This window comes from Pseudomonas sp. NPDC087358, from assembly GCF_044900785.1.
In the GTDB taxonomy this organism is placed as follows: domain Bacteria; phylum Pseudomonadota; class Gammaproteobacteria; order Pseudomonadales; family Pseudomonadaceae; genus Aquipseudomonas.
This window is the reverse complement of sequence record NZ_JBJDOA010000005.1, coordinates 238,998-255,614: the sequence shown is the minus strand read 5'-3', so window position 1 is coordinate 255,614 and position 16,617 is coordinate 238,998. Positions and strand designations below refer to the sequence as shown.

At 62.4% G+C, this 16,617-nt stretch carries 15 protein-coding genes and 1 pseudogene; 11 read left to right on the top strand and 5 right to left on the bottom strand.

What is annotated here, in order from left to right; genetic code table 11:
• The first annotated feature begins 154 nt into the window (after positions 1–154).
• Together ACI2KS_RS14125 and ACI2KS_RS14120 are read left to right on the top strand one after the other, a co-directional pair.
• Complete coding sequence (locus ACI2KS_RS14125) at positions 155–994, top strand: SDR family oxidoreductase (protein ID WP_404621168.1); 840 nt, start codon at positions 155–157, stop codon at positions 992–994.
• Positions 995–1,257: 263 nt separating this feature from the next.
• Positions 1,258–2,484: a carbohydrate porin gene (locus ACI2KS_RS14120; protein ID WP_404621621.1), complete on the top strand. Its 1,227-nt coding sequence runs from the start codon at positions 1,258–1,260 to the stop codon at positions 2,482–2,484.
• A 26-nt stretch (positions 2,485–2,510) separates the two neighbouring features.
• Here the strand turns inward: ACI2KS_RS14120 and ACI2KS_RS14115 are convergent.
• Positions 2,511–2,807 (bottom strand): annotated as a pseudogene (locus tag ACI2KS_RS14115) (nitrilase-related carbon-nitrogen hydrolase); the annotation flags it as partial.
• Positions 2,808–3,141: 334 nt separating this feature from the next.
• On the opposite strand from ACI2KS_RS14115, the gene ACI2KS_RS14110 reads away from it, so the two are divergent.
• On the top strand, positions 3,142–3,945 hold the full coding sequence (locus ACI2KS_RS14110) for a CAP domain-containing protein (protein WP_404621619.1): 804 nt from the start codon (positions 3,142–3,144) through the stop codon (positions 3,943–3,945).
• 100 nt (positions 3,946–4,045) lie between these two features.
• Here the strand turns inward: ACI2KS_RS14110 and ACI2KS_RS14105 are convergent, their stop codons facing one another.
• Positions 4,046–4,669, bottom strand: a complete 624-nt coding sequence (locus ACI2KS_RS14105; RefSeq protein WP_404621166.1) for a cell wall hydrolase — start codon at positions 4,667–4,669, stop codon at positions 4,046–4,048.
• A 485-nt stretch (positions 4,670–5,154) separates the two neighbouring features.
• Between ACI2KS_RS14105 and ACI2KS_RS14100 the strand changes: the two genes are divergently transcribed.
• Positions 5,155–5,808 (top strand): murein L,D-transpeptidase catalytic domain family protein, encoded by a 654-nt coding sequence (locus ACI2KS_RS14100; protein WP_404621617.1) that lies wholly within the window; start codon positions 5,155–5,157, stop codon positions 5,806–5,808.
• A gap of 113 nt (positions 5,809–5,921) precedes the next feature.
• Here the strand turns inward: ACI2KS_RS14100 and ACI2KS_RS14095 are convergent, their stop codons facing one another.
• Both ACI2KS_RS14095 and ACI2KS_RS14090 read right to left on the bottom strand, forming a co-directional pair.
• On the bottom strand, positions 5,922–6,521 hold the full coding sequence (locus ACI2KS_RS14095; protein ID WP_404621164.1) for a hypothetical protein: 600 nt from the start codon (positions 6,519–6,521) through the stop codon (positions 5,922–5,924).
• A 131-nt stretch (positions 6,522–6,652) separates the two neighbouring features.
• Complete coding sequence (locus ACI2KS_RS14090) at positions 6,653–7,807, bottom strand: ABC transporter ATP-binding protein (RefSeq protein WP_404621162.1); 1,155 nt, start codon at positions 7,805–7,807, stop codon at positions 6,653–6,655.
• A gap of 233 nt (positions 7,808–8,040) precedes the next feature.
• On the opposite strand from ACI2KS_RS14090, the gene ACI2KS_RS14085 reads away from it, so the two are divergent.
• The 6 genes from ACI2KS_RS14085 to ACI2KS_RS14060 all read left to right on the top strand — a co-directional run bounded on the left by ACI2KS_RS14085 (position 8,041) and on the right by ACI2KS_RS14060 (position 14,237).
• On the top strand, positions 8,041–9,072 hold the full coding sequence (locus ACI2KS_RS14085) for a zinc-binding dehydrogenase (protein ID WP_404621160.1): 1,032 nt from the start codon (positions 8,041–8,043) through the stop codon (positions 9,070–9,072).
• A gap of 79 nt (positions 9,073–9,151) precedes the next feature.
• Positions 9,152–10,486, top strand: a complete 1,335-nt coding sequence (locus ACI2KS_RS14080) for an ABC transporter substrate-binding protein (RefSeq protein WP_404621158.1) — start codon at positions 9,152–9,154, stop codon at positions 10,484–10,486.
• A gap of 204 nt (positions 10,487–10,690) precedes the next feature.
• The gene (locus ACI2KS_RS14075; protein WP_404621156.1) at positions 10,691–11,596 is read left to right on the top strand and encodes a carbohydrate ABC transporter permease; all 906 of its coding nucleotides are present in this window, start codon (positions 10,691–10,693) and stop codon (positions 11,594–11,596) included.
• A 1-nt stretch (position 11,597) separates the two neighbouring features.
• Complete coding sequence (locus ACI2KS_RS14070) at positions 11,598–12,464, top strand: carbohydrate ABC transporter permease (RefSeq protein ID WP_404621154.1); 867 nt, start codon at positions 11,598–11,600, stop codon at positions 12,462–12,464.
• 36 nt (positions 12,465–12,500) lie between these two features.
• Positions 12,501–13,481: a sugar-binding transcriptional regulator gene (locus tag ACI2KS_RS14065; protein ID WP_404621152.1), complete on the top strand. Its 981-nt coding sequence runs from the start codon at positions 12,501–12,503 to the stop codon at positions 13,479–13,481.
• A 36-nt stretch (positions 13,482–13,517) separates the two neighbouring features.
• Positions 13,518–14,237 (top strand): SDR family oxidoreductase, encoded by a 720-nt coding sequence (locus tag ACI2KS_RS14060; RefSeq protein ID WP_404621150.1) that lies wholly within the window; start codon positions 13,518–13,520, stop codon positions 14,235–14,237.
• Here ACI2KS_RS14060 and ACI2KS_RS14055 read toward each other — a convergent pair.
• Positions 14,224–15,744, bottom strand: coding sequence for an FGGY-family carbohydrate kinase (locus ACI2KS_RS14055; protein ID WP_404621148.1), 1,521 nt, complete (start codon positions 15,742–15,744; stop codon positions 14,224–14,226). The two genes, ACI2KS_RS14060 and ACI2KS_RS14055, sit on opposite strands and share 14 nt — an antisense overlap.
• Positions 15,745–16,171: 427 nt before the next feature.
• Between ACI2KS_RS14055 and ACI2KS_RS14050 the strand changes: the two genes are divergently transcribed.
• On the top strand, positions 16,172–16,585 hold the full coding sequence (locus ACI2KS_RS14050; RefSeq protein WP_404621146.1) for a PaaI family thioesterase: 414 nt from the start codon (positions 16,172–16,174) through the stop codon (positions 16,583–16,585).
• The last annotated feature ends 32 nt before the right edge of the window (positions 16,586–16,617 follow it).

The following is a 16,617-nucleotide window of genomic DNA, read 5'->3' as shown; positions in this document are numbered from 1 at the left end:
AGTACAGCAATATAAGGTGACCTCTTGACCCACTCGCAGACACCGAAGCTGCCCCGCTCGCCTGCAGAAAAAACGTCCACCGCTGATCCCGTTTTCACCCTACCCGCCAGCCCCCGCCTACTAAAGTGCCGCTGCTGGCTCCGCGAGGTTTTCCATGAAGAACAGCAACAATGTGACCGTTGTCATCGGCGCCGGATCGATCGGGCTGGCCATCGCCCGGCGTGTCAGCGCGGGCAAGCACGTGATACTGGCCGATTTGCGTCAGGAGAATGCCGAAGCCGCCGCCAACGTCCTGCTCGACGCCGGTTTCGAGGTCACCACGGCCGTGGTCGATGTGTCTTCTCGCGAATCGGTTCAGGCCCTCGTCCGCACCGCCACGGCCATCGGCGCGATTACCGGCGTGATCCACGCCGCCGGTGTGTCGCCCTCGCAAGCCCCGGTGGCGACCATCCTGCGAGTCGATCTCTACGGCACCGCATTAGTGCTGGAAGCATTCGGCAATGTGATCGCCGAAGGAGGCTCGGGTATCGTCATCGCGTCCCAATCCGGCCACCGCTTGCCGGCGCTGTCCGCTGAGCAGAACAAAGCCCTGGCCACCACCCCGGTCGAAGCCCTGCTGGAGCTGCCGATGCTGCACGCCGATGAGGTCACCGACCCGCTCAACGCCTACCAGATTTCCAAGCGTGGCAATTCGTTGCGGGTCATGGCCGAGGCCGTGCGCTGGGGCAAACGCGGTGCGCGGGTCAACACCATCAGCCCGGGAATCATCTTCACGCCGCTGGCCAGGGATGAATTGAACGGCCCACGGGGCGAGGGTTACCGACGCATGATCAACCTCAGTGCAGCCGGACGCGGTGGTACGCCTGATGAAGTGGCGGCCGTGGCGGCGCTGTTGATGGGCCCTGAAGGCACCTTCATCACCGGCAGCGATTGGCTCATGGACGGCGGTGTCACCGCCGCCTACTGGTATGGGGAGCTTGCGCCGCAACAATGAGGCGCGGTCTTCAAGTGGGTGACCACTATGAACAGCGGCGATAGTGGCAATCGCGAAAACAGATTAACCAGTTAGTCCATTTTGTGGTTTGATTGCGCCCGTTTGCGAGCGCCCAAGGCGCCGCGCTTGTCCCTATCGCCTCCGTCCCTGTGACGACCTACCGCACTTCAGGTTGATCAATGCGCCATTCTACGCAACACCTCGCTGATTCCGGCACGCGCCGTGGGCTCTCCAAAGCGCTGGTCGTCGGTTCCGTTCTGACCATGGCTGCCTCCGCCCCATCAATGGCCGACGACTGGCTGGACCGCTCAACCATGACCGGCGACTGGGAAGGCAATCGCAGCCGGCTGACGGCCCAGGGGATCAAGATCAGCGGCGACTACAGCGGCGAAACCGTCTACAACGCCCACGGCGGCAAGCAGCGTGGCACGCGTTATTCGCAGAACATCAAGCTTGGCGCGCAGTTCGATCTGGGCAAGCTGCTGGATCTTGAAAGCGGCGGCAAGGTGCAGTTGACGATCAACGATCGGCGCGGCAACGACGGCTCTGGCGATCTGGTGGGCAACCGCCTGCCGGTGCAGGAAAACTACGGTGGGCTGTACACGCGCCTGACCGAGCTGAGCTACGAGAACAGCGTTTTCACCCCGGCGTTGAACGTCAAGCTCGGGTTCATGGCGATGGGCAATGATCTGGGTGGTCTGAGCAGCGGCATCCTGTGCAATTTCCTCAACGCCGGTTTCTGTGGTCATCCACTGGCAATGTCCGGTGGCAGCGGCTGGGGCAACTACCCGAACGCGCATCTCGGGGCCACCGCCAGGTACCGTTTCAGTCCGAGCTTCGCCGTGCAGGTGGCAGCCTTCAAGGTCGATACGGCCAGCAATGGCCAATCCAGCAGCGCCTGGCATGTCACGCCCAAGGACAGTACCGGCAACATCCTGCCCATCGAGGCCATCTACAACCGCCTCGGCGATATGCCCGGCGAATATCGCATCGGCTATTACTACGACACCTCGGACGCCCAACGTATCGGCAGCGACCAGCAAGTCGCCGGCCGAGAGGGCTCCTACCTGCTGATGGACCAGACAATCTGGAACTCCGCTGCAGTCAGCGGCCGCAATGTGCGGGCCTTTGGCCAGTTCTCCAACGCCAGCGCCTCGGCTTCGCCGTTCCGTCGCTGGTATTCAGCCGGTATGGCGCTGAAGAAACCCTTCGCCTCCCGCCCCAACGACACCATCGCCATCGGCTACGGGCGCGCGGTGTTCAACTCGCGCAGTCGCGATGTGCAGCAAGACGCGGCGCTGGCCAACGGGCAGGACTTCCCGGATCTGGCCAGCGGTGAGGGCCTGGTCGAGATGACTTACGGCGCTCAGGTCGCGCCCTGGCTGACCATTCGCCCGTCGCTGCAGTACATCATCGAGCCCGGTGCGTTTTATGGTGAGGACATCGACAACACGTTGATTCTGGGTGTGCAAGTCAAGGCGGCGCTGTAACGCCACTCCGCCCGGCTTCGCGAGCTGCCGATATCGCAGCCGGTGTCGGCGATGATTTGCGCCCGTTGTTCCGGGTACAGCCAGGCAGTGGAGTTGACCACAAAGCACGCGCGCTCCAAGGCATGCATGCGGATGCTGACTTCCATCTGCCGGGTGAACAGATCACCGGCGAACGAACCCGGGTACATCGAACCGTGGATCTGCTCACCGTCTTCGATCAGCGCGTAGCGGATCAGCGGGTTGTGGTGTTCCCAGCAGGCCAGTTGGCCGATGCGGCCGACTTTGCTGTCGACGGCGCGCAGGCCCGATGCGTCGCCCATTCCTCACGCGGTGGATTGGGTTTCGAGTGAGATTAAGATTACAAAGGAAATTTCATGGCCGTATGTCGCAGTTCCCTCGTTTTAGGTCATTCGTAAATTTCTCGGTAATGAGCCCTTCTGGGGTGGCATCGGGCTCACCCGCCCCACCGCCGTTGGTTGGCCTTTTTGCTTTTGCCATTGCAAAAACTTGCCAGCGCACTGCAACCTCCGTTGATTGTTCGGCTCAGACTATGTCGATACAGGCAAATCGCGCATCATGGCCGCAGTCAGCTCAAGGGAGATCTTCATGCGCTTCACATCATTCACCACCTGTCTTGCTGCCTGTTCATGGCTGCTGATGTTGACCGGGACAGCGCTGGCCAGCGAGGAAACGCAACTGATCCAGTCGATCAACAGCTATCGCAGTCAAGCGCAAGCGTGCGCGAACGTGGCGTCCCAGGAACTTCCTCCCCTGACCTTTGACCCGCGTCTGAACCTGCCTGCCAGCGGTAGCGTCAATCTGCAGCAGGTGCTGGCGCGGGCGTCTTACCCGATGGTCACGGTACAGGCCATTACCCTTTCCGGCCCCCGCGATGCGCAATCGGCGATGAAGGCGGTTCAGGAAAGCTTCTGCCAAGTGGTGCTGGACCCTCAGTTCGTCGATATCGGCGTCAGCCGTGCCGACCGCGACTGGCGCATCGTGCTGGCGCGACCGCTACAGAGCGGTGGTCTGGGCAACTCCCAGGCCGAGGGACAGAAGATGCTCGGGTTGATCAACGCCGCGCGCAGCGTGCCGCATCAATGTGGTGATCAAACGTACGCCGCGGCGGCGCCGCTGAGCTGGAACGACAGCCTGAGCGCCGCGGCTGAAGCGCACACACGCTCGATGGCCAACAACAATTATTTCGACCACAAGGGGCGCAATGGCGGCACCCCGGGCGACCGGGCGGAACTGGCGGGGTATCCCGGGCAGCAGATCGGCGAGAACATCGCCGCCGGGCAAGACAGCGCGCGCAAGGTGGTCGAAGGCTGGCTGGCAAGCCCGGGCCATTGCACCAACCTGATGAACCCGGCCTTCCGCGACCTCGGCGCGGCCTATGCGACCGACCCCAAGAGCGACGCCGGGATCTACTGGACGGCGCTGTTCGGGGTCAAGCAGTGAGACCTGCCGTGTCGCGTAGATGCGGGGGTGCCGCCCTTGATTCTGCCCGCAGGGCGGGCAGAACAAAAAGCCGTCGCACGCATTCGGCGATACCTGCGCCCTACTTCGCCTTGCCCTCCCTGGGTTTGTAGAACATGAACTTTCCGGTTTCAGCGGTGCGGATGTACTGCGAGGCCCAGGCGGGCCTGACGTTGCGATCATGGAAGTACATCGCGCCCTTGGTGCGGTCGGTCAGCTGCTGGTTGAGCGCCTTGCGCGCGATTTCCTTGGACGCTGCGTAACGATCGTCTTCCTGCACCTGATCCGAACGCCCGTCGCACCACCAGGAAAACTGGCAGGCCTTTTTTTCCACCCCTTGCTTGACCACTGCGCAAATGGTGTCCGGGTAGCCTTCATGGCCCAGGCGATTAAGCACAACGTTGGCCACCGCTTCCATGTCGGCGTCCGTCCCGCCCTTGGCTTCCCAGTAGATGGTGCGCGACAGGCAGACCAGCGCATCGTCCACCGCGGCAACACCAGCAGGGTCCACAGCCTGGGCTTCGGACTGGGTGATGATTTCGCTCTTGGGCACCGCAGGCGTGGCGCCAGCCTTGTCGGCGGCTTTTTCTTCCAGTACCTGAGCTTTGCTGACCACCGCTGCAGGCTCCGGGACCGCATCGGCGGCCAGCGCCTGACCGATGAAAACCACCGGCATCAGGCAAATCAAAAAGGTCATGAGGCGCATCGTCGAACCTTCTGTTCAAGGCCGATCGCTGCTGCACCCGCATCACGACGGTGTCGCCGTTGCAAGGCGCGCAAACCGTGATGAAGCGGAACATCGCAACTGTCGTCGACAGGTTATGGGTTTTGTTTTTGGAGGACGCAGAGGGACAACAGCGGCTTGAGAACGGCTCGCTGAACGCAGCATAGTGGCCTTTTAACTTTATTCAATGAATGTTCCACACTTTCGCCTGCACGGTCCGCCGCCAACTGGCGAGCCCGCCCTGCTGTGCTAGCGTCTTCAGACCGCCGCTGCATCTGCCCGCCTTACTACGCCCCTGCTCACCGCCCTCTCGGCACGGATCACCTTTCTGGAGAACGCCATGGCCGAAAAACCTTTCATCGCGCTGCCCATAGGCTGGATGCAGCAATGGGCATCGCCATCGCTCGATGCCCAACTGCGCGAACTCAAGGGTCAGTGAATTGACAGGTCCGTCTCTGACTGCGCTGATGATCGCCTTGATCGTTTCAACCCAAGCACATGCGCAGGCCGGCCAGTCGATGCAAGGCGCGCTGAGTCAGGCGGCACCGGATGCCAACCCCAAGGTCATCGAACTGGCCGTGCGATCAGCGCAATGCTGGATGGCGAAGAGCGGCAGTCAGGCAGCCCGGCTGGCAGTCATCGACTACTCATTGCCATCGACCGATCAGCGCTTGTGGGTGTTCGACCTGACCAGGCGCACCTTGTTGTTCCGTGAGTGGGTCGCCCATGGCCGAAACAGCGGCGACAACATGGCCACGCACTTTTCCAACCAGGCACAAAGCCTGTCCTCCAGCCTGGGCCTCTACAGCACCCGCGAGTCATACGCAGGGCGCAACGGCTATTCGTTGCGCATGGACGGCCTTGAGCCGGGCTTCAATGACCGCGCGTTCGAGCGCGATCTGGTGATCCACGGTGCCGAGTACGTCAGCAGCGATTTCGCCCGCCAGAACGGACGGATCGGCAGAAGCCACGGCTGCCCCGCCGTGCGAACCGCCATCGCCGGCCCTCTGATCGACACCCTGAAGAACGGCCAGTTGGTGTTCATCTACTACCCCGAGGCGCGGTGGCTCAATGATTCAGCATTTATGCACTGCGAGAGCCACGCCGCGCCTCAGCTGTAGCAGTCCGGCTTGCCGGCAGTGGTGTTTCGAGACCGCGACCGCCGGCAAGCCGTGCTGCTACGGGTTCGCGCAACCTGGTCCAGATGCAGCGACCCACCCGCCATGCGAATGCGTTACTGGCCGTCAGCCGTTTTCAACGTGCGAAGTTCGAGGTCCGCCGGGCTTTTTTTCTGCCAGACCGGCCAGTACTCCACGCGTTTGGCCTCGACGCTGAACTTGTTTTTTTCAAACCAGTTCAGCGATTTCGGCGAATTGGTGACCAGCTTCGTGTCGCCAATCCAGTCGTTGAAGTCCTTGGACTGAAAGCTGTATTCGGCCTTCGGGTCCCGCGCGACCGGCCACATGGAGAAGCGTGCCTTCCACATGCCAATGCGGGGCGTGATCATTGCGTAGTAGGTCTTGCCAGCGACCAGATCGGCCTCCATGAAGTCGGCAGCCTCCGAGACGACCATGAACACGCGATGTCCCGCAGCTGCCGGGTAAGCGATCCTGGTGTCATTGGACAGAATGCCCACGAACTGCGTCGTGCCTGCGGTAACGTCGTACAGTGAAGCATCGATGCCCCTACCGCTGAACGCGCTACGCATGAAGACCACCTGGGCGCGATCCTGAGGGGCCGCCTGGACCGCCTGGTTGTCTACCGGTTGCATCAGCGAAGAACAACCGGTCAGCAGCACACTACCCAACAGGGTAAGAAGGCAAGAAAAACGCATCTACAGCTCCTTGAATTTGATCATCCTGATCCGATAACGCATCGGACCTCAGGGCTGTATCGGCGTGAGCAGCTGACGCTTAAATAAAACAAGCCGAGGCTCTGCAACGAGGCTTGCAGAGGCAAGAGTGATTACAAAGCCAACGCCTCATGTCCGGCATCGGGCGAAGCCACATCTACTGCCGATTCGGTGTAATGCACCCGGTGCGTCAGGGCCTGGCCCTGTGGATCGAACAGATGACAACGGCGACCGCAAACGCCTATGGACAGTGGCTGCCCGGCCTTGACCGAGGACATGCCGTCACCCTTGATCATCAGGGCGCTGCCATCGGTGGTTTCGGCGTGGGTGAAGGTCTCGCCGCCCAGGTGTTCGACCACCAGTGCCCTGGCTGGAATCTGCGCCTCGCCCTGCCCGCTTTCGGACAGATGCTCGGGGCGCAAGCCCAATGTCAGTGGGTCACCGGGTTTTACCCCTTCGCCGTTGACCGGCACCAGCAGCCGCCCCCCACCGGGCACGATCACCTGCACGCCCTGTTCGTTCACGGCGGCTGCCGACACCTGCAGAAAACTCATCTGCGGCGAGCCGATGAAGCCTGCGACGAAGCGGTTGCGCGGGTGGTGATACAGCTCGAGCGGTGAGCCTACCTGCTCGATGCACCCCTTGTTGAGCACCACGATCTTGTCGGCCAGGGTCATGGCCTCGACCTGGTCGTGGGTCACATAAACCATGGTCGCCTGCAAGTCGGCATGCAGCTTGGCGATCTCGATGCGCATCTGCACCCGCAGCGATGCGTCCAGATTGGACAAGGGTTCGTCGAACAGGAACACCTCAGGCTCATGGACGATGGCCCGACCGATCGCCACCCGCTGACGCTGCCCGCCCGACAGGGCCTTGGGTTTGCGGTCGAGCAAGGGGTCCAGCTGCAGGATGCGCGCGGCGTTACGTACCTTGGCTTCGATCTGGTCCTTGGGCGTCTTCTGCATCTTCAGGCCGAAGGCAATGTTGTCGTAGACCGACATGTGCGGGTACAGCGCATAGGACTGGAAGACCATGGCCACGCCACGGTCGGCCGGCTCCAGGTAGGTCACGTCACGGGCGCCGATGCGGATCTGCCCCTGAGTGATGCTTTCAAGCCCGGCGATGCAGCGCAGCAAGGTCGACTTGCCGCAACCGGAAGGCCCGACGAACACCACGAACTCACGGCTTTCGATACTCAGGTGGATGTCATGCAAGACCTTGATCTCGCCATAGGCTTTCTCGACGCCACTCAAACTGAGCTCAGTCAAAATCGTGTCCCCTGAAATTATTGTTGTTGTGGTCCGCGCACGCCCCATTCCCTGCAGGCGTGAGCTTGCTCGCGATTGCAATCTGTCTGCGACATCAAAGGCGACTGACACGCCGGCATCGCGAGCCAGCTCACGCCTACCAGTAACGCGTTCACTCGACAACTTGACAGCCAATCATTTCGTCCTACGATCATTTGTAATTCTAAAAATACAAATGTCAAGGAGCGCACCGAATGCGGGCTGCATACATCCATGGCATCCGCGACATCCGCATCGGAGACAAACCGCTGCCGGTGCCGGTTGGCGATGAAATCCTGCTGCGGGTCAGTGCGGTCGGGGTTTGCGGCAGCGATCTGCACTACTACAAGGAAGGCGCCATCGGTCACGCGCGCATCACTGAGCCATTCATCGCCGGCCATGAGTTCGCCGCGCGGGTGATGGAGGACCATCTTGCGCTGGGCCTCAAGGCCGGGCAACTGGTCGCGGTCGATCCGGCCAAGCCGTGCGGGCGGTGCGAATGGTGCGCTCGCGGGCATGTGAATCTCTGCCCTCACGTGCAGTTTCTCGGCTCGCCTCCCCACACCCATGGCGCGATGACCGAATACATCGCGGTCGCCCCCAGTCAGATCTACCCCGTTCCCGATCACTTCACCCCGGCGCAGGCGGTCATGCTTGAACCCTTGGGCGTGGCCATCCACGCCATGGACCTGGCCGGCAGCAAAAAACTCTTCGAGACCGTTGCGATTATCGGCTGCGGACCGATCGGCCTGTGCTTGCTACAACTGGCGCGGATGATGTGCAAGAAAGCCATCTACGCCATCGACCCGATCAACTACCGCACCGAAAAAGCCCGCCAACTGGGCGCTGACGAAGTGGCCGCCGACCACGCGGCGATTGCCCAGTGGACCCACGGCCGAGGTGTCGATCTGGTGCTGGAGGCGACCAACTCCCCTGAAGGTTTCCAGATCGCCGCGCAGTGTGCGCGTATCGGCGGCCGCGTGGTGCTGGTGGGTATTCCCGATGGCGATCAGTACACACCGCTGAGTGCATCGTTGTTGCGGCGCAAGGGCCTGGATATTCGCCTGTCGCGGCGCATGGGCCACGTGTATGACCGGGCCATCGAACTGGTCGCCCAAGGCTCGGTGGATGTCGACTGCCTGGTGACCCACCGCTTCGACCTGTCGCAGGCCACACAAGCGTTCAGCTACCCCTCGGAGTTTCTCGACGGCGCGCTGAAAACCATCATTTTGCCCAACCCGGACTGAATCCAAGTGATGTCACTGCCGATGCGCGTGAGCGCTGGTAACGCGTAATCCTCACCCACAATAATAAAGAGGTCACGTAATGAAGAAGTTGGTATGGAATGCCCTGGCCCTGTCGATCGCCCTGGGCTCTGGCGCCGCGCAAGCCTGGACTCTCGAAGAGGCCGCCACGCCTTACAAGGGCACCGAGATCAAGGCGATCTTCCTCGATCGTCCCGGTTATGCCGCCGCCATCAAACTGTTGCCCGAGTTCGAGAAGAAGACCGGCATCAAGGTCAGCTACGAAACCATCCCCTATGAAAACAGCCGCGAGCGCCAGGTATTGAGCTTCACCTCTGGCGAACAGCTGGATGTGGTGCTGACCGACGTGGTGTGGATCGGCGAGTTCGCCGGCAATGGCTGGCTGGAGCCGGTCACCACGTTCACCAAGGACAGCAAACTGGCGGACCCGGACCTCAAGCTGGACGGTTTCTTCCCGATCCTGCTGGAGTCGTTCGGCACGTGGGACAAGCAGACCTATGGCCTGCCGTTCGATAACTACTCGGGGTTGCTGTTCTACAACAAATGCATGCTCAAGGACGCCGGTTTCGACAAGCCGCCTGCAACCTGGGATGAACTGCTCAAGGTCTACGCCCCCAAGCTCACCGACAAAGCCAAGGACCGCTACGCCTATGCGTTGCAATCGCGGCGCGGCGAGACTCAGTCGGCGGACAGCTTCATGCGTTTCCTCTGGCCGTTCGGTGGATCGCTGCTGGACGCCAACTTCAAGTCCAACCTCAATTCCAAGGCCTCACAGGAGGGCCTGCAGTTCCGTCAGGACCTGATGAAATTCATGCCGCCGGGCATCGTCGACTATGACCACAACGAGGCAGTCAACGCTCTGGCCCAGGGCAAGGTGGCGATGATCACTGAGTGGTCGGCGTTCTACAGCACCCTGGCCGACCCTGGAAAATCCAAGATCACCGATTGCCTGGCCGTGGCCACCGAACCCAAGGGGCCGGCGGGTCTGAAGCCTGCATTGGGCGGGTTCTCGCTCGGGGTCAATGCTCACTCCGAGGACAAACAGAAAGCCGCCGCGTGGTTGTTTATTCAATGGGTGACCTCCGAAGCCATGGCCAAGCCTTATCTGGAGGCCGGTGGGGTGAGTGGGCGGATGTCGGTCTACAAGGACCCGGCGGTGCAGAAGAAGTACCCGTTCGTGCAGCCCATGGTGACGTCATGGGAAGGCGGCGTGCCTGACTATCGCCCACGCTTCCCGCAATGGCCTGAAGTCTCCGAAGTGGTCGGCGAGAACGGCACCGCCATCATGCTCGGCAAATCCAGCGTGGCCGACGGCGCCAAGACCATCGGCAGCAAGATGGAGGAGATTCTGAAGAAGGCCGGTTATTACGATGGCAAGGTCAAGTTGCTGAAATAAAGGCGTGTGGCCCGCTCTTGATTCTGGCCGCAGGCCGTGGGAGCGAGGCTTGCCCGCGATCTGGGGCGTAGCGTCAGTAAGACCGGTAACTGCGGGGCATCCGATAAAGCGCGTCTTCCACAATTGCTGCCGGTAACCGGCAGATCGCGGGCAAGCCTCGCTCCCACGCCTTGGGCACAAGCAAAATTTCATCGAGACCTGGATATGTCCGATAGCAAAAAACCGGTGTTCCCGACCCTGTGGAACAACACCCGGGTCGCCTTTTCCTTTCTCGCGCCCGCCACCGTGGCGCTGGCGTTGATCGGGATCTTTCCGACGGTGTTCGCGCTGGTCAATTCGTTCCGCCAGTACAACCTGGCGCGACCGAAAGATCCGACGCCGTTCATCGGTCTGGACAATTACATCAGCGTGTTGCATGACGCTTCGTTCTGGGACGCGTTGGGACGTACCGGCCTGTTTCTGGTCACCGTGGTGCCGATTCAGCTGGCGCTGGGGCTGATCATTGCCCTGCTGCTGCACAAGCCCGGCCTGTCCGGTTTCAAGCTGCTGGCGCGGATGAGCCTGGTGATTCCGCTGGCCACCGCGCCTGCGGTGGCCGGGCTCATCGGTCGACTGGTGTTCAACCGCGACTTCGGTGTGGCCAATGCCCTGTTGGCGATGCTCAACGCCGGGCCGGTGGAATGGCTGGGCGACACCACCAATGCCTTCATCGCCGTGGCGCTGATGGACATCTGGCAGTGGACGCCCTTCTGCGCCCTGGTGCTGCTGGCCGGGTTGACCATGGTGCCCACGGAAATCGAAGAAGCAGCGCGTCTGGAAACCCGCAGCCGCTGGCAGATCGTGCGCTACGTGCAACTGCCGTTCCTGCTGCCCAGCGCCACGGTGATTCTGATCCTGCGCACCGCCGACATTCTCAAGATGTTCGACACGGTATTCACCATGACCCGCGGCGGTCCGGGTGCGGCCACCGAGCTGGTCAGCGTGTACATCCAGCGCATCGGCTTTCGGGTGTTCGACCAGGGCGTGGCGTCGGCGCAGGCCATCCTGCTGCTGGTCCTGACCATCGTGCTGGCGCGCCTGTACATCAAATTCGTCTACCGGGAGATCTGACATGGCCACTGTTGCTGCGGCAAAAACCGTGGTTGCCCCTGAGCGGGTTCGCCCGCGGATGAAGGTCAACGCCTGGCATCTGGTGGGGCTGTTGGCGATCTTTTTGTTTGCGGTGTTCCCGTTCTACTGGATGGTCGCCACCAGCCTCAAGACCCAGGCCGAGGCGCTGGCCTCGCCGCCGATCTGGGCCTTTACCCCGCACCTGGACAACTACGTCAAGGTGCTGTTCGAGCGCGATGTGCTGCACAGCCTGGGCAATTCGCTGATCGTCGCCGTGTGCACCACGGTGCTCGCGGTCGGTCTGGGCACACCGGCGGCCTACGCCCTGGCGCGCTTTGAATTCAAGGGCAAGGAAGACCTGTGGTTCTGGTTCATCACCAACCGCATGCTGAGCCCGATCGTCGTCGCCCTGCCGATCTTTCTCATGGCCCGGACCCTGGGGCTGATCGACACCCATCTGGTGCTGATCCTGATCTACCTGACGTTCAACCTGCCGATCGTGGTGTGGATCTGCACCGACCAGTTTCGCGGTGTGCCCAAGGATCTGGACGAAGCCGCGCGACTGTCCGGTGCCTCGCGTTTCACTATTTTCTGGCGCATCGCCCTGCCGCTGGCGATGCCCGGGGTGGCGGTGTCGGCGATCTTCTCCTTTATCTTTTCCTGGAACGAGCTGCTCTATGCGCTGGTGCTGACGCGTAACGTTGCGCGCACGGCACCGGTGACCGCCACCAGTTTCATGAGTGGCTACGACCTGCCCTGGGGCGAGATCATGGCCACCGGTACGCTGATCGTGTTCCCGGTGATCATTTTCGCGTTGATGGTTTCAAAGCATCTGGTACAAGGTCTGACCATGGGCGCCGTGAAATAGCCGCCCTGCTCTCCAGGCCATGCCAAGGACAACGCCGTGCACAATCGCTATCCCGAACCTGCCGCCAACACCGACCCGGTGAACGCGGAGGATCAACTGAACATCCGTATCGCCTGGTATTACTACGTCAACAGCATGACCCAGCAGCAGATCGCCGACCGTCTTGGCATCACCCGGGTGCGGGTCAACAAGGCGCTGGCCACCTGCCGCGAAACCGGCGTGGTGCAGATCCGCATCAACTCGCCGCTGGCCTCCTGCATCGAACTCGAAGAGCGCCTGCAGGAGCGCTTCGGCCTGGAGCGGGTCACGGTGGTGCCGTCGCCGGAGGATCCATCGAGCATTTTTCGCGTGCTGGGGGTCGGCGTCGCATCGAGCATCGAGGAACATCTGGTGGACGGCTGCATCGTGGCCGTGGGCTGGGGCCGGACCTTGCGTCAGGCGGTGCGTGAGCTGCAGGGTCGCGCGCTGCCCAACATGACCGTGCTGTCGCTGCTGGGTGGCCTGCACTATGGCTCGGCGAACAACACCGTGGAAATTGCTTCCAGCCTGGCCGGGTTGTTCGGCGGCGCTTACTACTATCTGGCCGCACCGCTGTTTGCGCCCTCGGAGCAGTACCGCAGCATGATCCTCGAAGAAGCCTCGGTGCAGGATGTGCTGGGCAAGGCACGCCAGGCCGATCTGGCGCTGCTCACCGTGGGCGACCTGAGTGAGCGCTCGTTGATGCTGGAGCTAGGGCTGGTCAATGCCCAAGACGCACGATCATTGCGCTCGGCCGGGGCCGTGGGCGATCTACTGGGACGCTGGCTGGACCGCGACGGTATCGAGGTCAATCACCCGTTGAACCGGCGGGCCATCTCGCTGGACCCGGAAGACCTGCGCAAGATCAAAAAAGTCGTGCTGGTCTCCGGCGGGCCGTACAAGTCTGAAATCATTCGCGCCGTGCTGCTGCGCAACGTTGTCCATGAACTGGTGATCGACGAGAGCGCTGCCCAGCAGCTGCTTGAGCAAGACACCTGACGCAGATTTCTTTTTCGCGCAACCGGAGCAACCTTGATGGCCACCCACGACTTCCTCGGCAAGCGCATCCTGGTCACCGGCGCCGGCAAAGGCATCGGCCGTGAAACCGCGCAGTGGCTTGCCCGTTGCGGCGCCGAGGTGATTGCCCTGGGGCGCAATGCGAGCGATCTTGCCTACTGCCAGCACATGCTGGTGGTCGACCTGGCTGATGTCGCGGCCACTCAGGCGGCGGTGGCGACCATGCTGCCAATCGATCTGCTGGTCAACTGCGCAGGTGTCGTGGAACTTGAGTCATTTCTGCAGACCTCGGTCCAGACGTTCGATCATCTGATGGCCGTCAACGCGCGCGCGCCCATGGTGGTTGCGCAGGTGGTCGCTCGCGACCTGATCGCCCGCGCTGTGCCCGGCGCTATCGTCAACGTCTCGAGTCTGGCCGCCGCCGTGGGCACCCGCGATCACCTGGCGTATTGCGCTTCGAAGGCAGCGCTGGATGCGATGACCCGGGTCATGGCGCTGGAGTTGGGGCCGCATGCGATCCGCGTCAACAGCGTCAACCCGGTGGTGACCCTGACACCGATGGCCGAGAAAGCCTGGGGCGACCCGGTCAAGGCGGCATCGATGCTGTCGCGCATCCCGCTGGGGCGGTTCGTCCAGCCCGGCGAAATTGCCTCGACCATCGCCTTTCTGCTCAGTGACGATGCGGCGATGATCAACGGCATCACCCTGACCGTAGACGGCGGTTTCAGCGCCGGTTGAGCCTGGCCAGACGCGGATACAGGTCGCGCAGTCGCGGGTACAACTCGCTGTAGATGGCCAGCAGTTCGCGGTGAAAGTCACGCAAGGCAGGGTTGGGTAAAAACGTCTCGCCATCCTGGGTCATGACCTGCGCGGCACTGGCGAAATCCTCGTACCAGCCCGCGCCCACTGCTGCCGCAATGCCAGCCCCCAGGCTCGAGGCTTCCAGGGTCGTGGCGCGGATCAGTGGTCGGTCGGTGATGTCAGCGATGATCTGACACCACAGGCGGCTGGCGGCGCCGCCGCCGATGGCGACGAAGGTGTTCACTGGCTCACCGGTGGCCTGGACCATGTGTTGAGTGGCGAGGGCCTGTTCCAGCGCGATGCCTTCGAGCACCGCGCGGTAGATCTCGGCGCGGCCGTGGTCGGGGGACAACCCCAGCAGGCAACCGCGCGCGTCCTGGTCCCAATACGGGTTCATCACCCCGTTCCAGTAAGGCAGCAGGATCAGCCCTGCGCTGCCGGGTGCCACCCGTGAGGCCTCGGCTTCCAGGCGCACAAGGCTCTCGGGCTGGGCCACCACGTCAATCTCGAAAAACTGCCGCAGCAGACTGTTGATCAGCAGCGTGCCGGAACGCAGCGAGGTCTCCAGCACGTAGCCCTGGCGGTCGATGGCGCACAGGGTGCGAAAGGCCTGATCGACCGAGGGCGTGGCGGCATAGACGCCGGAGACGATGGCAGTGCCCAGGTTCAGATAAGCCGTCCCGGCGCTGACCACACCAATGCCCAGCCCTGCGGCCTGTCCGTCGCCGCCACCTGCGACCACTGGCGTGCCCGCCGGCAGACCGGTCAACGCCTCGGCGCTTGCGCTGACGCTGCCCAGCACCGTGCCTGGCGCGGACGCCGCCGGGAAACAGTCGCCATCCAGCGCAATGGGCAGCGCCTGGAGCACGTCTTGTGCCCAGCGATGCTGGTGGATATCGAACGCCCCAAGCGGGTCGGCGCTGGCCCAACTGGTGACGAACTGCCCGGTGAGCTTGCGCACCAGCCAGGCGTGGGGTTCGTAGACATGGCGGATCTGTCTGAAGAGCTGCGGTTCGGCATCGGCCATCCACGCCAGGCTGTAAATGGCCGGGGCCCAGTCGTGGGGTTTACCGGTGATGGCGTGCAGCCGCTCATGGCCGACCTTTCGGCACAGCGTGGCGACTTCGTCCTTGCGGCGTTCGTCCAGCCACAGAATGGCTGGCCGCAGAAGGCGGTCCTGGGCATCGGTCACGGCAACCGTTTCCCGCTGATTGACCACCGCCACCGCGGCGATAGCCCCGCCCTGGATCTGCGGCAGCAACGCCTGCAATGCCTGCTGTGCGGCGCGCCACCAATCCTCGGCATCCTGCTCATAGGCGTTGGCCGCCGGCCGCGACAACGCCAGAGGCACCCGCGCCTGCGCCACCAGCATGCCTCGCGCATCCCAGGCAATCGCCTTGCAGGTGGTCGTGCTCAGATCGATACCGATAACCAGCTTGTGCATGCGCGCCCTGCTCCGTCTGCGTCTGCCAACGTCCGTAAAAACCCTGAATTGAAGGGCAAGACTAGTTGAGGATCAGCAGCGCTGTCGTGAGGTGATGATGGCGCTGATGCGTTCGAATACAGGTGCTGGTGGTTATCGAATATCGGGGCTGGCGAGACTTGCCAGCCATGCGTAGGAGCGGGCTAGCCCCGCGAGCGGCGACGCAGTCGTCGTAAAACGGGAATGCGGTGCGTCAGGCATAACAGCGATGGTCATAATCGAAATCGCAGTGCGTCAGGCATCACCACAATCGCAGGCATCCCGACCGGTTCCCGGCCGCTCGCGGGGCAAGCCCGCGCCTACAGGAGGGGTGCTGGCCGCAGGCGCACGTTGACAACCGACGGCGGCTCATCAAGTCTTGCTCCACCGCACATGGCAGGAGCACAAGATGGCGAGCAAAGAACAGATCTCGGCGTTTATCGCCCGGGAGTTTCCGCAGACCCGCATTGTCGTCGAAGAGGTCGGCGATCAACGGGCGACCATCTCGCAGGTGGTCGAAGACTCGGACCTGCGCCCCGGCGGAACGGTCTCGGGGCCGACCCTGATGGCGGTTGCCGATGTCGCGCTGTACGTTGCCGTACTCGGGGTGATCGGTATCGTGCCGCTGACCGTGACCACCAGCCTGACGATCAACTTCCTGCGCAAGCCCGAGGCCAATCGACGCATCATCGGCAAATGCCAACTGATGAAAGTCGGCAAGACGCTGGCCATCGGCGAAGTGTCGCTGTATTCCGAGGGTTTGCCGGATGCCGTGGCGCATGTGGTCGGCACCTATTCGATCCCGCCGCAGCACCTGCGCTGAGCGACATCCGCGGCGTACCTGAATTCTTTGCA

What these genes read in the sequence shown, in the direction of transcription:
- ACI2KS_RS14125 (WP_404621168.1), top strand. Translation starts at nt 155, where the DNA reads ATGAAGAACAGCAACAATGTGACCGTTGTCATCGGCGCCGGATCGATC.
- ACI2KS_RS14120 (WP_404621621.1), top strand. Translation starts at nt 1,258, where the DNA reads ATGGCTGCCTCCGCCCCATCAATGGCCGACGACTGGCTGGACCGCTCA.
- ACI2KS_RS14110 (WP_404621619.1), top strand. Translation starts at nt 3,142, where the DNA reads ATGTTGACCGGGACAGCGCTGGCCAGCGAGGAAACGCAACTGATCCAG.
- ACI2KS_RS14105 (WP_404621166.1), bottom strand. Translation starts at nt 4,669, where the DNA reads ATGCGCCTCATGACCTTTTTGATTTGCCTGATGCCGGTGGTTTTCATC.
- ACI2KS_RS14100 (WP_404621617.1), top strand. Translation starts at nt 5,155, where the DNA reads ATGATCGCCTTGATCGTTTCAACCCAAGCACATGCGCAGGCCGGCCAG.
- ACI2KS_RS14095 (WP_404621164.1), bottom strand. Translation starts at nt 6,521, where the DNA reads ATGCGTTTTTCTTGCCTTCTTACCCTGTTGGGTAGTGTGCTGCTGACC.
- ACI2KS_RS14085 (WP_404621160.1), top strand. Translation starts at nt 8,041, where the DNA reads ATGCGGGCTGCATACATCCATGGCATCCGCGACATCCGCATCGGAGAC.
- ACI2KS_RS14080 (WP_404621158.1), top strand. Translation starts at nt 9,152, where the DNA reads ATGAAGAAGTTGGTATGGAATGCCCTGGCCCTGTCGATCGCCCTGGGC.
- ACI2KS_RS14075 (WP_404621156.1), top strand. Translation starts at nt 10,691, where the DNA reads ATGTCCGATAGCAAAAAACCGGTGTTCCCGACCCTGTGGAACAACACC.
- ACI2KS_RS14070 (WP_404621154.1), top strand. Translation starts at nt 11,598, where the DNA reads ATGGCCACTGTTGCTGCGGCAAAAACCGTGGTTGCCCCTGAGCGGGTT.
- ACI2KS_RS14060 (WP_404621150.1), top strand. Translation starts at nt 13,518, where the DNA reads ATGGCCACCCACGACTTCCTCGGCAAGCGCATCCTGGTCACCGGCGCC.
- ACI2KS_RS14055 (WP_404621148.1), bottom strand. Translation starts at nt 15,744, where the DNA reads ATGCACAAGCTGGTTATCGGTATCGATCTGAGCACGACCACCTGCAAG.
- ACI2KS_RS14050 (WP_404621146.1), top strand. Translation starts at nt 16,172, where the DNA reads ATGGCGAGCAAAGAACAGATCTCGGCGTTTATCGCCCGGGAGTTTCCG.